21 protein-coding genes are annotated in these 18,679 nt (G+C 41.6%); 6 read left to right on the top strand and 15 right to left on the bottom strand.

Annotated elements, in window-relative coordinates:
• Positions 1-180 precede the first annotated feature (180 nt).
• Positions 181-1,095, bottom strand: a complete 915-nt coding sequence (locus MKY17_RS25920; protein WP_286177033.1) for a L,D-transpeptidase family protein — start codon at positions 1,093-1,095, stop codon at positions 181-183.
• A 105-nt stretch (positions 1,096-1,200) separates the two neighbouring features.
• Positions 1,201-2,202, bottom strand: a complete 1,002-nt coding sequence (gene yutH, locus MKY17_RS25925) for a spore coat putative kinase YutH (protein WP_098371472.1) — start codon at positions 2,200-2,202, stop codon at positions 1,201-1,203.
• A gap of 197 nt (positions 2,203-2,399) precedes the next feature.
• On the opposite strand from yutH, the gene MKY17_RS25930 reads away from it, so the two are divergent.
• Positions 2,400-2,897 (top strand): phosphatidylglycerophosphatase A, encoded by a 498-nt coding sequence (locus MKY17_RS25930; protein ID WP_098371473.1) that lies wholly within the window; start codon positions 2,400-2,402, stop codon positions 2,895-2,897.
• A 61-nt stretch (positions 2,898-2,958) separates the two neighbouring features.
• Here MKY17_RS25930 and MKY17_RS25935 read toward each other — a convergent pair whose 3' ends face one another.
• Together MKY17_RS25935 and MKY17_RS25940 are read right to left on the bottom strand one after the other, a co-directional pair.
• Positions 2,959-3,726 (bottom strand): TIGR01457 family HAD-type hydrolase, encoded by a 768-nt coding sequence (locus MKY17_RS25935; protein WP_098371474.1) that lies wholly within the window; start codon positions 3,724-3,726, stop codon positions 2,959-2,961.
• 23 nt (positions 3,727-3,749) lie between these two features.
• Positions 3,750-4,334: a HepT-like ribonuclease domain-containing protein gene (locus MKY17_RS25940; RefSeq protein ID WP_339201082.1), complete on the bottom strand. Its 585-nt coding sequence runs from the start codon at positions 4,332-4,334 to the stop codon at positions 3,750-3,752.
• Positions 4,335-4,581: 247 nt separating this feature from the next.
• Here MKY17_RS25940 and MKY17_RS25945 point away from each other — a divergent pair, with 247 nt between their 5' ends.
• Complete coding sequence (locus tag MKY17_RS25945; RefSeq protein WP_098371475.1) at positions 4,582-4,848, top strand: DUF3055 domain-containing protein; 267 nt, start codon at positions 4,582-4,584, stop codon at positions 4,846-4,848.
• Positions 4,849-4,915: 67 nt separating this feature from the next.
• On the top strand, positions 4,916-5,206 hold the full coding sequence (locus tag MKY17_RS25950) for a cytosolic protein (RefSeq protein WP_098371476.1): 291 nt from the start codon (positions 4,916-4,918) through the stop codon (positions 5,204-5,206).
• Between the two features lie 30 nt (positions 5,207-5,236).
• On the opposite strand, the gene MKY17_RS25955 is transcribed toward MKY17_RS25950, so the two are convergent.
• Positions 5,237-5,512 (bottom strand): YutD family protein, encoded by a 276-nt coding sequence (locus MKY17_RS25955; protein WP_076368161.1) that lies wholly within the window; start codon positions 5,510-5,512, stop codon positions 5,237-5,239.
• A 113-nt stretch (positions 5,513-5,625) separates the two neighbouring features.
• Here MKY17_RS25955 and MKY17_RS25960 point away from each other — a divergent pair, with 113 nt between their 5' ends.
• Positions 5,626-6,288, top strand: a complete 663-nt coding sequence (locus MKY17_RS25960) for a YhcN/YlaJ family sporulation lipoprotein (RefSeq protein WP_098371477.1) — start codon at positions 5,626-5,628, stop codon at positions 6,286-6,288.
• A gap of 38 nt (positions 6,289-6,326) precedes the next feature.
• Here the strand turns inward: MKY17_RS25960 and lipA are convergent, their stop codons facing one another.
• The gene (lipA, locus tag MKY17_RS25965; RefSeq protein WP_063234033.1) at positions 6,327-7,241 is read right to left on the bottom strand and encodes a lipoyl synthase; all 915 of its coding nucleotides are present in this window, start codon (positions 7,239-7,241) and stop codon (positions 6,327-6,329) included.
• A 226-nt stretch (positions 7,242-7,467) separates the two neighbouring features.
• Between lipA and MKY17_RS25970 the strand changes: the two genes are divergently transcribed.
• Together MKY17_RS25970 and yunB are read left to right on the top strand one after the other, a co-directional pair.
• Positions 7,468-8,418, top strand: coding sequence for a M23 family metallopeptidase (locus MKY17_RS25970; RefSeq protein ID WP_339202461.1), 951 nt, complete (start codon positions 7,468-7,470; stop codon positions 8,416-8,418).
• An 86-nt stretch (positions 8,419-8,504) separates the two neighbouring features.
• Positions 8,505-9,254, top strand: a complete 750-nt coding sequence (gene yunB, locus MKY17_RS25975) for a sporulation protein YunB (RefSeq protein WP_098371478.1) — start codon at positions 8,505-8,507, stop codon at positions 9,252-9,254.
• Between the two features lie 22 nt (positions 9,255-9,276).
• On the opposite strand, the gene MKY17_RS25980 is transcribed toward yunB, so the two are convergent.
• The 9 genes from MKY17_RS25980 to sufD all read right to left on the bottom strand — a co-directional run bounded on the left by MKY17_RS25980 (position 9,277) and on the right by sufD (position 18,671).
• A complete protein-coding gene (locus MKY17_RS25980; protein WP_098371479.1) occupies positions 9,277-10,374 on the bottom strand; it encodes an HD-GYP domain-containing protein in 1,098 nt (365 codons plus the stop codon).
• A 178-nt stretch (positions 10,375-10,552) separates the two neighbouring features.
• Complete coding sequence (locus tag MKY17_RS25985) at positions 10,553-10,855, bottom strand: DUF1805 domain-containing protein (protein WP_098371480.1); 303 nt, start codon at positions 10,853-10,855, stop codon at positions 10,553-10,555.
• A 55-nt stretch (positions 10,856-10,910) separates the two neighbouring features.
• Positions 10,911-12,302, bottom strand: a complete 1,392-nt coding sequence (locus MKY17_RS25990; protein ID WP_144549462.1) for a bifunctional UDP-sugar hydrolase/5'-nucleotidase — start codon at positions 12,300-12,302, stop codon at positions 10,911-10,913.
• 16 nt (positions 12,303-12,318) lie between these two features.
• Entirely contained in the window at positions 12,319-13,146 is an 828-nt protein-coding gene (locus tag MKY17_RS25995; protein ID WP_098371482.1) for a sulfite exporter TauE/SafE family protein, read from the bottom strand.
• A gap of 83 nt (positions 13,147-13,229) precedes the next feature.
• Positions 13,230-14,078: a DUF72 domain-containing protein gene (locus MKY17_RS26000; RefSeq protein ID WP_098371483.1), complete on the bottom strand. Its 849-nt coding sequence runs from the start codon at positions 14,076-14,078 to the stop codon at positions 13,230-13,232.
• A gap of 191 nt (positions 14,079-14,269) precedes the next feature.
• Positions 14,270-15,667 (bottom strand): Fe-S cluster assembly protein SufB, encoded by a 1,398-nt coding sequence (gene sufB / locus MKY17_RS26005; RefSeq protein WP_098371484.1) that lies wholly within the window; start codon positions 15,665-15,667, stop codon positions 14,270-14,272.
• Between the two features lie 55 nt (positions 15,668-15,722).
• A complete protein-coding gene (sufU, locus tag MKY17_RS26010; protein WP_098371485.1) occupies positions 15,723-16,151 on the bottom strand; it encodes a Fe-S cluster assembly sulfur transfer protein SufU in 429 nt (142 codons plus the stop codon).
• The gene (locus tag MKY17_RS26015; RefSeq protein ID WP_098371486.1) at positions 16,141-17,370 is read right to left on the bottom strand and encodes a cysteine desulfurase; all 1,230 of its coding nucleotides are present in this window, start codon (positions 17,368-17,370) and stop codon (positions 16,141-16,143) included. The genes sufU and MKY17_RS26015 overlap by 11 nt, the downstream gene beginning before the upstream one ends.
• Positions 17,370-18,671, bottom strand: a complete 1,302-nt coding sequence (sufD, locus tag MKY17_RS26020; protein ID WP_098371487.1) for a Fe-S cluster assembly protein SufD — start codon at positions 18,669-18,671, stop codon at positions 17,370-17,372. Before sufD ends, MKY17_RS26015 begins: the two co-directional genes overlap by 1 nt.
• Between the last annotated feature and the right edge of the window lie 8 nt (positions 18,672-18,679).

An 18,679-nucleotide genomic window follows, 5' to 3' on the forward strand; every position in this document is an offset into this window, starting at 1 on the left:
CCCCTTAAAAACTGTTTGCCTGAAGAAGACGTTTGTATTTGTATAGTAGACATTATAAGTTTAATTCATATAATTATCAATAGTTAGAAAAGATGGATGCACGAACTTTTTTCGTCCATCCCTTGAACGAGTAAGAACGGGTAAAGCTAAATTTTTTATGGGAAACCATTTTGGTCCTTATTACTTAACGCTCTTCAATGAATCATTTGTACCCATTACAATATGTGGCTTTTGCACGGGATCCATCCATTTCAGTAAACTGACGACATTCTTTTCGGCCGTGGCTGTACATCCAGCCGTCGGTTTTGTACTCCCTCTCCATATATGAAGAAAGATTGCACTTCCTTTTCCTTTTACGATGGGATTCGTATTATAATTGACGGCTGCCCCATACTTATAGAGTTCATGATTCATCCTTTCGAAAGACTTCCATTTACCTGCAGGATTTCCTTTATAGGTTTTCCACTTGTTATAATCCGTGGATGTCTGATCATCAATCCAGTAGTCATATTTGGTCGTTTTCTTATAACTCATTTTCACTCCTGCCGGCTTCGTTTCGCTTCCAAAGGCCGTACCAAATGAATAAATCCCGACCGGGGATTTCCCATCACCCTCTTTTTTGCTCTTCGTGAAGCCGTTCTTCCCAATGACACCCTCCATCTTCTTCAATGCCCGGCGCCATTCCCCTTGTTTCTTCTCATAAGTTTGGATCGTGACCTTCGTATCACTCATCGCTTTACCTGTCACAGATACAACTTGGTTAACGCCCTTTCCCCCATCGAATTTCTTCAAAATGGCTTTTTCACCGGAACTGAAAACCTCTTTTGCATCTGCCATATTGATATATGCGGTCTTATTTGAGTGACAGACCTTATACCAGCTTCCAGTTCTTCCGCTTGCCGATAATTCTTTATTTTTCTTATAGGTTTTTAACGTTTTACTTGCAGCCGACGCCTTTTCTTTCACATCCGCTTCAGACTTCATGACAATCTTGAATTGAGTTGCTTCGCAGCCTGTTTTCGTTTCAGCCTTCGCAAGATTTGCCGTTTGGAAGATTAAAAGGGCTATAAGGGCGGCCATCATCAATCTTTTCATGGTCCCATCCTTCCGTAGTGATCAAATATCTAATTATTCTAAAAAATCTTGTTATCATCATAACATAGTAAGTAAGGATGAATCATATTTCTTTCCTGTTTTTATCTAAATCCAGTCAATTTTAGGCAAATCATATTGCTTGGCAGGGACCTCTGCCAATTCATAAAAATGTTTGAGGAAGGACTCATATTGTTGGGAGGATTTCGTGATCGAAGATATTTTATCCTCCAATTGGTTCGACCTTGATTCCGTCGTTTTTGAAAAATACTCTTCCACAGTTTCAAAGTAATGAATGGGAAATAGCATCCTCGAATATAATAACCGGGCCGAAAAGCTGGAGAACGGTTCTATGGACTGATATTCGTGAAAGAAATGGGCAATTCCCCGCTGATGGGTATGCACATTTTGAAAATAATGTTCCCTCACCCATTCCGCGACATCCCTTGTTCCGTGGTCAAATACCCAATCGAACGGATTTTTCATCCACTTATTGCTTTTCCAGGTATCATGTAAAAAACGTTCATAACATACCGTTCCACTATCGACAATTTGCGGGGTATCATCGATTTCCGTGTCGACTAAATATTGAATCGCATTTTCACCTAGGACCATATAATAGGGAAAGGTTTCAATAAATAATTTTTCAAACTGGTTATCAGGATGGGCGTTGAGCTTATCCCGCCAAATCTTTTCTAACTGATCGATCCTTTGTTCCCAGAGTTCTTTCCATTTACCAATCCTTGAACATGTTCGAATCGTATCATTAATAGTTCTCCCACGCTGATGGAATCTTGCCAGACGTCTTCCTGGGTTGAAATTTTTCGGACCTTCCAATGCCTGATTGGCAAGAAGGATGAATAATTGTTCATCCGCTTCCGAAACATAGCTTCCATGATTGGCAAGGACAAAGGCGGATACGTGACGATCACCTTGTGAAATCAGATGTTGAGACATTTTATAACGTTCCACTAATTCCTCCTGCTCCATATTTTCAATGGGAACGATACTGTACACCATATTCCCTGAACGGAAGCTTGGAAACCTGACATTGGCTTCTTCAAGCTCCACCTGTATACCATAATTATTAAAAATGATTTCTTCTATCATGGAATGGCCCCCTTCATCAAATGGATATAATAGAAATATTGGACATCATAAACTTATATATATGTGGAATAACCCGTTTTCTGAATGATTATCGAAACCTTATTAGAAATTCCAATCAAAACATCTTCCGTGGGTTTTCAGTTTAATCAAATCAAACTACCTGCATTAGAACTTAATATAGAGAAATGGGTGATGACATGGCTAATATTGAACAATCAATGTCTGAGAAAACGGCTCGAAAATGGCTAATTGAACGAGGAGTGAAATTGGAGGATATCGCTGAGCTTGTCATGTATTTGCAATCTGGCTACCATGAAAATCTCCAAATGTCCGATTGCCTTCACAATGTCGAACGGGTCCTTTCAAAACGCGAGGTCCAAAATGCCATCCTTACCGGCATTCAGTTGGATATTCTAGCTGAGAAAAAACTGCTCGAGGAGCCTTTGCAGAGCATCATTGAAATAGATGAAGGCCTATATGGGGTCGATGAAATATTGGCTTTTTCAATTGTGAATGTTTATGGATCCATCGGTTTTACCAACTATGGTTTCATCGATAAACAAAAGCCGGGTATCTTAAAATATTTAAACGATAAAAGCACGGGTAAGGTGAACACCTTTTTAGATGATATCGTTGGGGCAATTGCAGCTGCCGCTTCAAGCCGTCTTGCCCATAGAACCGAAAATGGGGAATAGTAAACATATGATATTCACGACATAAAAAAACCAGGGCTGCATTCGCAGGCCTGGTTTTTTTTCATTCAAAGCGCCATAAGTCGAGGGTGTCCACCACATGCGTCGGCTGCTCCTTATATTGCTTTAAGCGTTCTTTTGTCGTTACGCCAGTATGTACAAGCAGTGTATCGATCCCTGCATTGATGCCGGCAAGGATATCCGTATCATAGTTATCTCCAACCATGATTGTCTCTTCTTTAGGTACCCCTAATACTCTTAGAGCTTGCTCCACTATGACGGATTCAGGTTTTCCAATGAAAATCGGCTGTACCTGGGTCGAAACGGAAACTACGGAGGTCAAGGCACCATTCCCCGGTAAAAGGCCTTGCTCAGTGGGAATGGCAATATCACCATTGGTCGAAATGAAAACAGCGCCGTTTCTTACAGCAAGACAGGCTTTTGACAACTTTTCATAATTGACCCCGCGGTCGATGCCCATTACCAGAAAGTCTGGATGCTCTTCCACAAGCTTCATTCCTTTTTCCTTAAGAGCCTCTATGATGCCTTCTTCACCTACCACATAAACCGATGCATCTTTCTTTTGTTCAGCTATGTAATTGGCAGTGGCCATGCTTGTCGTGAAAACCTGGTCATCTTCCGTCGATATGCCGATGCTTCTCAATTTATCCGCCACCTGTGCCGGAGTCCGGGATGAATTATTGGTGACGAATAAATAAGGGATATCCCTTTTCCTTAGGTCATTAATAAACCCTGCCGCTTCCGCAATTTGTTCGGTTCCGCGATACATGGTGCCATCCAAGTCAATTAAATATCCTTTATACGACTTCATTTGAATTCGCCTTCCTAACGCTGCTAGTTTTTAAAAGCTGATACAGGTCCCAATTCATTTGTTAAATAGTTCCTCACCAAATCCGGGAATTGCTTGAATGCCTCGATATTTTCCGAAAATACGGCATGCAGTTCTGTGTGATTCACTTCAATGAAGTCTTGAACCAGCATTTTCCTTAGCGGCAAGACCTTTTTGAATTGTATCGCTTTTTCTTCAGAAATGACTTTTTCATCTTGAAGGATATCGATAATATCTTCATAACTTCCTGGATCACGCATAATAAAACCATCAATTACCGCATTGCCTACGTCCAACACGGAATCGATGGAAGTTTGTATGAGCCTTTCAGCGATAAGTTCCGAAAGATCTCCATCCCAATTATCATGCCCTTCAAAAAGTCCAAGCTGCTTTTCAAGAAAACCTAATATTTGTTCAATCTTTTGGCGGTCTACAAAGTACATTTTTTTCCAGATCCTTTCTGATCTAAGATGATATAGGGAATCATTGGTTGAATGAGCGGCATAGTAAAAACCCTGTGCCGAACCAACCTTATTCCTTGATAATACCATAGCTTCTCCCTTACTCTCAATTCCTTCAACCACAACCATTGTACCATCCAATAACTAACAGAAGCGGGGTGTTGCATTTCCCGACAGTAACTCCAAGAAATCCAATTCACGATCCCATTTATATTCTTACCATTTTCATTTAATCGATGAACGCTTAATGATTGCCGGAGCATCATGAGGAGCGACGAGGTTCTCATGCAGAAGCCCCGTAAAATGTCTGTTCCCCTATTGAAGTCACTTTGTTATGATGGAACTACAAATGTGAAGTTAAGAAGGGAATGATACTATGGAAGATCGTTTTTATTTATACAATGACGTCGTTGATTCAAAAACCCGGTTCATAAGCTTCATGGGAGAGGAATCAAGATTCGACCTGGCCATTACGACTACCGATCGTTTTTATGGAAAGAAACTTGTTTTAAATATGCAGAGTAACCGTTTCGCGATTATTGGGCCTGATGATTTAGAAGAGGAAGGCTATCTTGAGCATGCCTTTCAGTTATCAGAAGCCGAAGCCGAAGAACTGCGTCACTTTTTAATGGAAATCGTCTGAGTGCTGAAGTTTTTTACCTGAAACGGGAAACCTACTGAATGTAAGATCGATTACATGAGGGGGGATTATCTTGGACAAAGAAGAATACCACGATTTTTCCAATGTCGAAAAACAGAGGGATTATTTAATTCCTGAAGAATTTCCCGAAGGACCTTTTGGATCAGCCATAGCTAAAGATGCACCAGTTCAGAATAAAAACACCCCGTGGCAGGAAGGGCAACGATATCAAAGTGCCTTTAATTATGAAAATAAATCGTTGCACGAAGGTTTACCTCGACAATATCCTGGTGCTCATCCGACACATGATGATTCAGAAAAAGATGAACAGCCTCCATATGAAGGATATGGTAGCTCTTAACATAAAAGGCCAGAGTGAATTCTGGCCTTTTTATTTCTTTATTTTCTTCACGACGAAATAAGGACAGCCAAAATTGCAGTATTCATATAAATATTCACTAAGCGTGCTTATTTTCGTATCAAAGGTCGCTTTCTGATTATTATCATCAAAAAATCCACGCAGCCTCAATTGCCCGTAACCCCAATCCCCTACTATATAATCATATTTCGTTAAAATCTCACTGTATCTGGCCTTAAACGCTTCTTCGTTATAGCCTTCCCTTTCATTCTCAATTATTTCATAGGTCATGTTATTGATGTTAATCATTGTTTTCACCTCTCATTTATACATTCCTTCTTTAAATTATAACTGATTCCCCATCAATTACTAAGCGAAAAATAGAGAAATATGTTCATCCTAAAGTTACGGGGGTGTTATTGATGAAAAAAACAATAATAACGATAGGTTTAAGCTCGATTATTGCACTAACCGGATGTGCTGATAAAGAAAAAGATCAGGGGCTCGGTGCAAAAAACCATGCCGGTAACCCAACAAACGTAAATAATCCAACTCAATATTATGATGAGGATTATCGTAATAATGACAATAAGAGTGATGATTTCGGTTTTACCCGCACTAATAGTGCAACCATTGATGGCCGTAACATTTCCAACAAAGCTGCTTCCATTGACCGTGAACAACTTTCTGATGTCATTTCTAAACTGAGTGTTCAGATTCCAAATGTCAATGATGCCGCTACCCTCGTTACTGATGAGGAAGTGCTTGTCGTATATGATACCAATGCCAAGGATCGGACGGAAACCGCAGACCAAGTCAAACGCACTGCCATGTCCATCGTGCCTCGCTACTATCATGTCTACGTCAGTGATGATTATCAAACCCTTGCCCAAGATGTCGAAAACTTCTCTACATTGAAATCCGGCAGCAAAGGGATCGACTATACGATCGAACAAACCATCAAAAGAATGCTAAAGTCGCCTCAAGGGTACAAAATGAGTGACGAAGAAAATGAAAACGGGGAAATGGTTAACGATAAAAGAGATCATCACGATAACATCCATCAAAAAATGGATAACCGTTAATAAAAAAGGACCGAATTTTTTCGGTCCTTTATTTCACTCTATTTCAATAATTCTTCACCTTTGTTTTGCTTATGTTTTGCCGCAGCATTAACCTGTTCATCCGCATGGTAGGATGAACGGACAAGCGGGCCGGATTCACAATGGCTGAAGCCTTTTTCCAATGCACGTTCCTTCAGCTCGGCAAACTCCTCAGGCGTGTAGTATTTCAGCACCTTTAAATGCTTTTTAGTCGGCTGCAAATACTGGCCGATCGTCATGATATCCACATTATTAGCCCTTAGGTCATCCATGGTCTCAAGGATTTCCTCCCGAGTTTCACCCAAACCTACCATTAAACTGGACTTTGTCGGGATTTCCGGATACAGTTCCTTGGCTCTTCTTAAAAGTTCCAATGAACGTTCGTACTTGGCTTGAGCCCGTACACGGTCGGATAAACTTCTGACAGTCTCTATATTATGGTTCAGGATATCTGGTTTAGCATCCATCAAAGTCTTGATATTTTCAAACACCCCGCCCATATCAGACGGTAATACTTCAATTGATGTAAATGGATTTTTGCGTCGGATGGCACGGACCGTTTCAGCGAAAACTTCAGCGCCTCCATCCTTTAAATCATCACGGGCAACAGCTGTAATGACGACATGCTTTAAATTCATCAAAACGACGGAATCGGCAACACGCTCCGGTTCAGCCCAGTCCAATTCATTCGGACGTCCTGTTGTAACAGCACAAAAACGGCAAGCCCTTGTACAGATTTCACCTAAGATCATGAAGGTAGCCGTCCTTCTCACTGCCCAGCATTCGTGAATATTCGGACATTTTGCCTCTTCACAAACAGTATGAAGGTTTTTCTCGCGCATCATATTTTTTAAACCGAGGTAATTTTCGTTAGTATTAAGCTTTATTTTCAACCAATCTGGTTTACGAAGAATTTCTTTATTTGTAGAAGACATGAAAATGCCACTCCATTCTATAGAAATTAACACACCCTACTTTAACAATAAAAAAGCATTTATACAAGTTATAGTTGGTTTCCCATTATTTATTTTTCATGTTTATAGCTAAATCAGCAAAACTATAAAAGATGGATGGACTGATGTCTTTTAAATACGGAAAATGTCATGAAAGGAGCCTGCCCCGTTGAAAAAATTATTCCTTCTTACCATAACTTGTTTGTTTATTTTGAATGCACCAGGCCAAGCGGCTAATGCTGCCGATACCCCAGATGTTTATGCCGGGAGAATGGAGCTATATAAAAATATGGAGGCCACCCTCCAAATCCCGTGGTATTACCTTGCTGGAGCTGATCAATATGAGCACAGCCTCAGGGCTGCACGGAGGGATTTGGAGCCGGCAAAGGGTTTAATAGGCATCCACACCGAGCCTTCAAAGTGGAGCGGGGCCCTCAATCCTGACTTAAACGATGTGAACCCGCTCACGATCACATTTTTTGATGGGTTTGGCCAGGATGGAAATGGTGATGGCAAAGCTGATATCACTACTGATACAGATCGATTGTATGCTTTTTCGAAGCATCTCCAATCTTATGGTGCTGATGAAGATAATATCCGGATCGGCTTGTGGGATTATTATAAACGAGATAAAGCCGTCAGCATCATTATCGGCAATGCCGAGATTTATAAAAAATATGGCCGGTTGGATCTACATGAAAAGGCCTTCCCGGTTCCAGTACGAACTCATTATACGTACTTAAATACATGGGGAAGCGCTCGTGGATGGGGCGGAAGGAGAATCCATGAGGGCACTGATATTTTTGCGGACTATAGCCTCCCTGTTCGTTCCACGAGCTATGGAATCATCGAAATGAAAGGCTGGAATAAATTTGGCGGATGGCGGATTGGGATAAGGGATTTAAATAATACCTATCATTACTTTGCCCATTTAAGCGGCTTTGCCAAAGGGTTGAAAGTCGGACAAATCGTCGAGCCCGGACAAGTCATCGGAGGTGTCGGCAGTACAGGTTACGGCCCTCCAGGAACTTCCGGAAAATTCCCTCCCCATCTTCATTACGGAATGTACAAAGACAATGGAATTACAGAATGGAGCTTTGACCCTTACCCCTATTTAAGATTGTGGGAAAGGAAAGATCTGTCTAAAAAGCAAAAGTGAGCGGCGTGAATTTTACGCTGCTTTTTTTTGATTCGAACATAAACCCCTGAACTTAATGCATAGTTATTAGTAAAGGGGGCTAAAGCGTGTTCCGAAAAAGATTTCGAACGAAGAAATTCCGAAAAAAGGGGCCTCTTCCCACCCGAAAAGTATTTCTCTATTCATTTATCCTGTTTATCATATCAAGCATCATGACTCTTTGGTACGTGGACAAATCAATCGAACCCGTGATCATGAGTGTAGCCGAATATGAAATCAAACGGATTGCAACGGAAACGATTCATGAATCGGTTGATGAGAATATAGCGAAGATTGATATGAACAAAATCATCACCAATAACAAGGGTGGTAAGGGCTCCAGTTCTTCCTATAGCTTCAATCCGGTCATATACAGTGAATTGCGGGCTAACATTACGAATGATATTCAAAAAAAGCTTGGCATCAAACAGGGAAACCCTTTTAAAACAGGTTCAGCCAAAATAAATGATGAACAATATAAAAGTGTGGTCTATTATATACCATTTGGTGTCGTAACCGGGAATAACCTTCTTTCCAATTACGGACCTGAAATCCCAGTGAAAATGTCGGTCATCGGGAATGTTGAATCGGATTTGAGGACAAAACTGACAAACGCAGGCATCAATAATGTTTATTATGAATTGATTGTGGATTTTGATGTCAATATTCAAATCGTCATCCCCTCTTTCACAAAGGAGACCAAGGTGAGTCAGGAAGTGACAGTCGGAAGCCTGCTGATCGAAGGTGATGTTCCAAGTTATTTTAGTAACGGAAACAGTTCGGTGGCACCTCCCATCATGAAGGAAAACAAGGAATGAAAAAACCAGCTTATCCTTGAGGTTAGGCTGGTTCTTGTATATTGAGACATTTCATGATAAGCAAATGCAGGTTTTTATTCAGGTCCACTTCATATGGCTCCTTGATTTGCTCCCCATCTTCTTCAAGTATCCTTATCATGGGGCGGTCTCCTATCCCCTCGTTCTGAGCGGATACTACCCCTTTCCTTCCATCATTCAATTCAACGGATAGACCATTAGGATAAATGGCAACCGCCCGGCGGAAAGCCTCGATGATCATATTGTCGAACTTTTTCCCGACTCCGGCATAAAGGACTTCCAATCCCTGATGCGGCAGCATGGCCTTACGGTAAACCCGGTTGGAAGTCACGGCATCAAACACATCGGCAACGGCAATGATCTTGCCGAAATAATGGATTTCATCCCCTTTTATCCCACGGGGATATCCAGAACCATCTAACCGTTCATGGTGCTGATAGGCACAATTCGCAACTAAAAGGGAAACGGTATGAACATTTTTGATTAGATGGAATCCGTAATCGGCATGTTTTTGGATTTGTTCAAACTCACTCTCCGTCAGCTTACCGGGTTTATGGAGGATCTCCAAAGGCACGAGCATTTTGCCGACATCATGTAAAATCGCTCCCAGCCCAAGAATTTCGAGATTCCTATCATTGATATTCAATTCCATCCCGATTGCCAGGGTATATAAGGTCACATTGAAGGAATGAGTAAAGATATAGTCATCGTATGTATAAACGTCAGCCAATAAAGTCATTAACTCTTTATTCCTTTTCAGCTCGCCCATGATGTTCCGAACTATTTGAGTGAACTTGACGTTAGCCTGCTCTATCGTGAATGACCCAGCAAGGTTCATTTTGTTTTTCATGTCCAGGAAAGTGGTTTCAATCGTATTAATGGCTTCTCTTCGTAGTTTCCCTGACACTGGGAGCATTGCAATAATGTCATCCGTCCTGGAATCTTGAATGTAAACAAAGGGAATATTAAGGGACACCAGTCGATTGATCATTCTCTGCGTTAAAGTAAGACCCTCGCACAATAGGATATGGCCCCGCTCATTATAGATGTGTTTACCGAGCCTTGCTCCAGGGCTTAGGGACTCTGTAATAGCTAGCCTCATACTTGTACTCCATTTCCCCGTTCAATATTTGTAAATCGAACCGTTTCTTTCCTTTGTTAGTATTATCGGAAAATATTTTGATAAATGAATCTGTTTGAACGCATTTATTGAAAAAATATCAGCATTTTCTTTGATAAAAAAATAAGGCCCCCTTCTGGAAAAAAGAAAGCCCCCCTTTTCAAATCATTTTGATTAATGCCTCTTTACCAATCATTCCTGGATGAATGCCCTTTTCCACAGCCTCCCAGGTAACTGATTCAAGCGGCGCTTCCAATAGTTCTTCAATCGATTTAACTCCTGTGGCCCTTCCTGCAAGGATTTTACGATCTCTCAATTTATCATTCAGCAGTCCAACATCTAACGCACCGCACATTATATACCCTTTTTCGGACGCGATAGCAAGTAAATTCGTTTTGGGAAGTCGGACAGAAATGGCTAGGAATGTATGATTATCAAGAATTATTGGTATCATGTTAATCAATTGGTTTCGCCCCTCTCTTCCCGATACTTTATGAAAAAAAGGGCGAAACCGTGATTTAGAGTTTGGTGTTTGCGTATATTTTTTCCAGCTTCCATAAAAGGATATCCCGTAAGAATTCCGGTAGTAAGTATTCCTTGCGATTGGAGCGCTGGATACTTGGAAAGAAGTGCCCAAACGTGAACATATCAGGTATTGCCAGTTTATAGGACTTATCCGTTTGCAGTTTCTCCCCTTTTATAAGTATCCCTTTTACGATTCCATTCTCCATTTCGTTAAATTCAATTTGATCATAATGCATGACTCCCATGATTCTTCCGCGGAAACCGAAACCTTTCACCTGAATATGAGGCCACTCCTCATTTCTCGATTGCATTAAGATTTCTTTTAATTCATTCCCATTAACTTCAACGACGCAAGGATTGATGGGATGTGGACAGATTCTGTGAATATCCCCTTTTGTGACAGGTCCCTTTGGCAGCCCTTCGAGCAGAAGACCGGCATTCAAAAAGGAACAATCCGCCTGAGTCCACTCCCTTAGGGCATCCCCAAGGAGTTCAGTCAAAGGACTTCCTTTGAACCAATCATTATCCAGTGCTTCGGGTAAATCCACTACAACCTGTTTTAGCATTTCCCCTCCAGCCTGGTATATCTCTTCAATCCATGACCGTTCATTCTCCAATTCCAAAAAGTCATTGGTATCATAAAGAATGGCACTCTTATGGCTAACTTTCTTTTCCTGATTGACGGTCATTTCCACCTGTCCAACATAGAAACCATATTTCCCTGCACCGCAAAGGAGTGTATCATTGATCAATTTACCTTGGTGGAGGATGTGGTGGGTATGCGCACCAAGTATGATGTCAATCTCCGGAAAATCCTCTGCCATCCTCTCATCATCATGGATGCCCAGGTGGGAAAGGATGATGATTACATCCGCCTCTGTTTTGACCTTTTCGAGCTGTGCCTTTAACTCCACGAATGGTTCTGATATTTCCCAGCCCATCGCAGAATAAAACTTTTGAAAAAAGGCTGTCAAACCTATCATGGCAATTTTGGTGCCTTTTACCGTCGTATGTATCCAATATGGCAGCGCCCATTCCGGCCTTTCATAATCACCGTAATAAACATTGGCTGCCAAGACCTTGAACTTTGCACGATCATATAAGGAGTCTAACGCATCATGAGGTAAAGTGATCCCTTCATTATTGCCGATGGTCACATATTGGTAGCCCGCTTCATTAAGCAGTTCAATATTTCCTTTACCCAAAGTACCTTCCGTATATGGATGCCAGCGGTCCACATGATCGCCTATATCCAGTATGATCGCTTCTTCTCCCGTTTCTTGATGAAGTTGTCTTCTTTCTTTAAGAAACTTATCAATACGAGGCCAATTCTCAAAATGACTATGGAGATCATTGGTGTGATACAAATGAATGATTTCTGACATCATTTCTCCTCCTCGTTTATCCTGTAATACCTTGATATATAAGACGTAAACCAATGATTATCAGCACTATTTTCAACATATTTTCCAGCGATGCACTCTTTAGGCGCGTATTGATGAATGCGCCAAATTTAGCACCGAACCAAGCACCCGGAATCAGGGCAAAAGCATATGGCCAATTTACATTCCCAAGAGAAATATGCGTAATCGAATTAGTGATGGAAGATAGAAATACCATAAACATCGAAGTCGCAACAGCCATATGCGGAGGGAAGAAGAATAGAAGCATCATGACGGGAACCATTAAGGCCCCACCGCCAATTCCAAATAACCCGGAGCTGAATCCCACGACAAAAGAAATCAATACAGCCAACAGGGGGTGGTAACCATAGGAAAATGAATGTCCATTTTCTGTTTTATACGTCTTCACTATTTTCCCTTTTCCAGGCTTGAAAAGCATTGGCTTCAAACGATTTTTCACTAATAACACGATAGCCATGAAAACCATGAAAATTCCAAAGTACAATGAAAAAGCTTCGGCGTTAAGGTTTTTATTCACATTAGCCCCTATTATTCCACCAGGTGCACTGCCAATAAAAAAGATTAAGCCGGCCTTATAATCCACCACTTTATGTTTTAAATAAGATAAAGTAGAAGATAAGCCGGTAAAAATCATGATTACGGTTGAAACACCTACGGCGACCTGAGGAGTCAGCTCATCGATAATATTCGTAGATGTACCTAAATATAAAAGAGAAGGCACAATGATGATGCCGCCGCCCAGACCGACAAGAGCGCCGATTGCTCCCGCTAATAATCCAATACCAACTAATACTAACCATACCATGAAGAAATCCGCCTTTACCTGTTTGTGAGGATATTACCTCTCTAGCTTGTCACATCATCTCTTTATTAATTATATAATTCCCCTTAAAACAAACCAAGCTGCTTAGGAGCCAACCCTTCATATTCTATACCAAGCAACTCAATCATTTGTTTGGCATTATCAGCGGCATCTCCTCCTGAGTTATTATTGAACAGGACATATATCTCCTTGGATTCCTTTTCCAATTTCCTGATTTTCTCCACCCATTCTGTCAATTCCTGATGATTATATCTATATAAGTACCTGACTTCACGCCAATTATCACCTGAGGAAGGCCTTTGCCAACCATGCAGGTTACGGCCATGAAAGCGTATCAGGGTTTTATCTTTACCGGCGGCATGCAGAACGACAGGAATGGATCCCTCTCCAGCCTGCGGCTCATCGCATACAGTATGGATCCAGCCTTCCTTTTCGATAAAGTCCAAAGTTTGCTGTAATACATTGGGCCTGTACCAGCTTTGATTCCGAAATTCAATGGCAGCTGGAATATCGCCCATTTCAGCTTTGCACCATCGCAGGTAATTCACATTTTCCCGTTTACAATCAAACCATGGCGGAAACTGAAATAAGACCATCGCAAGCTTGCCGGACTTCTGATAAGCTTCCAGAGAGTCGCAAAATGCCTTGAACATTTCCTTCTTACTTTCAAATGGGATTTCCCCACGCTGATGTCCTGTCATCCCTTGATAGGCTTTAACGACAAACTGGAATGATGCTGGCGTCTCGGATACCCACTTTTCACTATTCCTCTTTGGCTGGACTGCATAGAATGAGGCATCCACCTCCACAACGGGAAAATGTGCACCGTACTCTTTGAGTTTATCACGCTGGGACACACCGCCATGATACAAACTATCATGATCACCCCAACCGGTCACACCAACATAAATCATCTGCATCATCACTCCTTTGGAAAGGCCCCAATTACTGGACTTCTTCTTTATTATTTTTTACCCTTTTTGAGCCATATCTAATCTTTGGTATAAGGGTGTGAATATCAAAACAAAAAGCCTGCCAGTCAGACCCGGCAGGCTTTTGTATGAATGGTTATCCTAAATCGCCTTACAGGCAGGCCAGTCGGTTATTATCCGATGGAGCCTTCCATTTCGAACTTGATCAGACGGTTCATTTCAACCGCATATTCCATTGGAAGTTCTTTTGTAAATGGTTCGATGAAGCCCATTACGATCATTTCCGTTGCTTCTTGCTCAGAAATTCCGCGGCTCATCAAGTAGAACAATTGTTCTTCAGATACTTTGGAAACCTTCGCTTCGTGTTCAAGGGAAATGTTATCATTCAAGATTTCATTGTAAGGGATCGTATCAGATGTAGACTGATTATCCATGATTAATGTATCACATTCAATGTTGGAACGAGCTCCATCCGCTTTACGTCCGAAATGAACGATACCACGGTATGTTACTTTACCGCCCTGTTTAGAAATTGATTTAGATACGATAGTTGAAGATGTATTTGGAGCTAGGTGAATCATTTTTGCTCCAGCATCTTGGTGTTGGCCTTTGCCGGCAATGGCAATCGATAATGTCATACCACGAGCACCTTCACCTTTTAAGATGACAGCAGGATATTTCATTGTCAATTTGGAACCGATGTTACCATCGATCCATTCCATTGTTGCGTTAGCGTCACAAACCGCACGTTTCGTAACCAGGTTAAACACGTTGTTTGCCCAGTTTTGGATCGTCGTGTAACGGCAGTAAGCATCTTTCTTAATGACGATTTCAACAACCGCACTATGAAGGGAGTTAGTTGTATAAACAGGAGCTGTACAACCTTCTACATAGTGAACGGATGCGCCTTCATCAACAACGATTAGCGTACGTTCGAATTGCCCCATGTTTTCAGAGTTGATCCGGAAATAAGCTTGAAGCGGAGTATCCACTTTAACGCCTTTTGGTACATAGATGAAAGATCCGCCTGACCAAACTGCCGAGTTCAATGCAGAGAATTTATTGTCAGTGGGCGGGATCGTTTTTCCAAAGTGCTCACGGAAGATATCCTCATTTTCACGTAGTGCCGAGTCCGTATCTTTAAATACGATACCCAAATCTTCCAATTCTTCTTTCATGCTGTGGTAAACCACTTCTGATTCGTATTGAGCCGATACGCCGGCAAGATATTTTTGTTCGGCTTCAGGAATTCCCAATTTATCAAAAGTCTGTTTGATTTCATCAGGAACTTCATCCCAAGATTTCTCTGATTTCTCTGATGGCTTAACATAGTATGTGATTTCATCAAAATTCAGGCTCTGCATGTCGCCGCCCCATTGAGGCATTGGCATGTTGTAAAAATGCTCCAATGATTTCAAACGGAAATCAAGCATCCATTGCGGTTCATCCTTCATTCGAGAAATTTCTTCCACGATTTCTTTTGTCAGACCACGCTTTGAACGGAAGATGGAAACATCTTTATCCGCAAAGCCATATTTATAATCGCCGATTTCAGGCATTTTCTTTGCCATAGCTCGTATTCCTCCATTTCAAATGGCTGAATTACAACAGCTCATTTTAATTTAATTATTCCTTCAATCCCTTTTCCATGGCTTTCCAAGCTAAGGTAGCACACTTGATTCGGGCTGGGAATTTAGAGACACCTTGTAGGGCTTCAATATCCCCAAGGTCCATCTCATCGTCGTATTCTTTTCCCTGGATCATTAAGGAAAAAGTCTCGGATAACGCTAGGGCAGTATCCACGTCTTTGCCCTTAATGGCTTGAGTCATCATGGAAGCCGAGCTCATGGATATCGAACAACCATCACCATCGAATTTAACATCGCTGACCTTGCCATCTTCAATCTTCATCGTTAAACGAATCCGATCGCCGCAAGTTGGATTATTCATATCGATTGTCATGCTGCCATCCTCTAGCATGCCCTTATTACGCGGTTTCTTATAGTGATCCATAATGACTTGTCGGTAAAGTGTATCTAGGTTATCAAAAGACATTACTGAAATACTCCTTCGTTTTAACAAGCCCGGATACGAGCTTATCAATATCTTCTTCCGTGTTATATAGATAGAAACTTGCTCTTGCCGTCGATGATACGTCAAGCCATTTCATTAATGGCTGTGCGCAATGATGACCGGCACGGACAGCAATTCCATCTGCATCAAGAACGGTAGCGACATCATGTGGATGTACGTCATTAATATTAAAGGTTATTACACCCGCACGCTTTTCTGCATCTTTAGGACCGAATATGGTCAGCCCTTCGACTGCTGACATTTTTTCCATTGCATAAGCAGCGAGCTTATGTTCATGCCGTTCAATATTATCCAAGCCGATTTCTTCCAAGAAATCAATTGCAGCACCAAGGCCGATGGCGCCGGCAATGATTGGGGTACCGCCTTCGAATTTCCACGGGAGTTCTTTCCATGTAGACTCCTGCAAACCTACAAAATCGATCATCTCTCCGCCGAATTCAATCGGCTCCATTTTTTCCAGAAGTTCTTTTTTGCCATATAATACGCCGATACCTGTTGGACCGACCATTTTATGTCCTGAGAAGGCAAAGAAATCACAATCCAGATCACGGACATCCACTTTTAGGTGCGGCGTGCTTTGCGCACCGTCGACTACCATTACAGCACCGTGTTCATGGGCAATTTTCGCGATTTCCTTCACAGGATTGATAACACCAAGTACATTCGAAACCTGCATGATGGAAACGATTTTCGTTGCGTCCGTAATTGTTGCCCTAACATCCTCAAGGGAAATCGTGCAGTCCTCTTGAAGCGGAATATACTTCAGTACAGCGCCTTTTTCTTTGGCAAGCTGCTGCCACGGAATGATATTACTATGATGCTCCATATAGGAGATGACGATTTCGTCACCCTCTTTAATATTTGCACCACCGTAACTTCTTGCTACAGTATTTAAAGAAGTCGTTGTGCCTCTTGTAAAGATGATTTCTTCTGTAGAAGAAGCATTAATGAATTTACGTACCTTTTCACGTGCACCTTCATACGCATCCGTAGCTTTTGTTCCAAGTGTATGCACCCCGCGGTGAACATTCGAGTTGTATCCGCGGTAATATTGCTCAATCGCTTCAATCACTGCAGCCGGTTTTTGAGAGGTTGCAGCACTATCTAAATAAACTAATGGCTGACCATTGACTTCTTGATCTAATATCGGAAAAAGCTTACGAATTTCGTATGGGTTCATTACTGTACTTTCCTTTCAATGACCGCTACTAATTGTTTTTTAACTCCCTCAATTGGAAGCTGGTTAACAACAGGGGCCAAGAATCCGTGAATGACAAGTCTTTCTGCTTCTTTTTTAGTAATACCACGGCTCATTAAATAATACAGTTGAAGCGGGTCGACACGACCGACGGAAGCAGCATGGCCAGCCGTTACATCATCTTCATCAATCAAGAGGATTGGATTGGCATCCCCGCGTGCTTTTTCACTTAACATCAATACGCGTGATTCTTGTTCGGCATTAGACTTTGTAGCGCCATGCTCTATTTTCCCAATTCCATTAAAAATGGAGGATGCGGATTCTTTCATGACACCGTGCTTAAGGATATAGCCCTCAGAGCGTTTGCCATAATGAATGATCGCTGTCGTAAAGTTCTGTTTTTGTTCCCCGCGTCCGACTACAACGGATTTAGTATCACCGTGAGAGCCATCGCCCATTAGATATGTTGTATTATCTGAAATCGTATTTCCATCGTTCATCAGGCCAAGTGCCCACTCAATACGAGCGTCACGTCCTGCCACTCCCCGGCGGTTAACATATGTCGTGAAGCCTTTAGAAAGGGTATCGACCGCTCCGTACTCCACTTTGGCATTCGCATTTGCAAATACTTCCGTTACGATGTTGGCAACACCTTCGTTAGACTCAACACTTGAGAAGTAGTTCTCTACATATGTGACAGAGCTATTATCTTCCGCTACGATCAAGACATGGTTAAAAAGTGTAGTATCTGGATTATCCAATAGGAATACCGATTGGATCGGCTCTTTGATTTCTACATTTTTTGGAACATAAAGGAATGCTCCTCCATTAACTAATGCAGCATGAAGTGCCGTTAAACGATGTTCATCTATCTTAACGCCGTCTTTCATGAAATATTTTTGCACGAGCTCAGCATGGTCACGAGCCGCTGTTAAAATATCCGTAAAAATGACGCCTTGTTCTTTCACATTTGCTGACAGATTGATATGTGCCGGCGTATTATTGCGTTGAATGTATAAGTTTTCATTTTCTTCAATGATGGATTTAATTTCTTCCGGAAGCTCCTCTAAAGAGGCAAAAGCTTCACTATCAACCGTATGGGTCTGGAAAGAAGTGAAATTCCATTTATCGATTTTCGTTTTATCCGGCTTTGGCATCGGGAGCTTTTCTAATTCAGAAAACGCTTGAATCCGAAGCTCGGATAACCAAGCTGGATCATTATTTTTAGTTGAATAGGAGCTTATATCCTCTTGTTCAAACGGTAATTTCGTTTCTGTAGTCATTGCAAATC

Origin of the sequence: Peribacillus sp. FSL P2-0133 (assembly GCF_037975445.1) — a bacterium.
Taxonomy (GTDB): Bacteria; Bacillota; Bacilli; order Bacillales; family DSM-1321; genus Peribacillus; species Peribacillus simplex_E.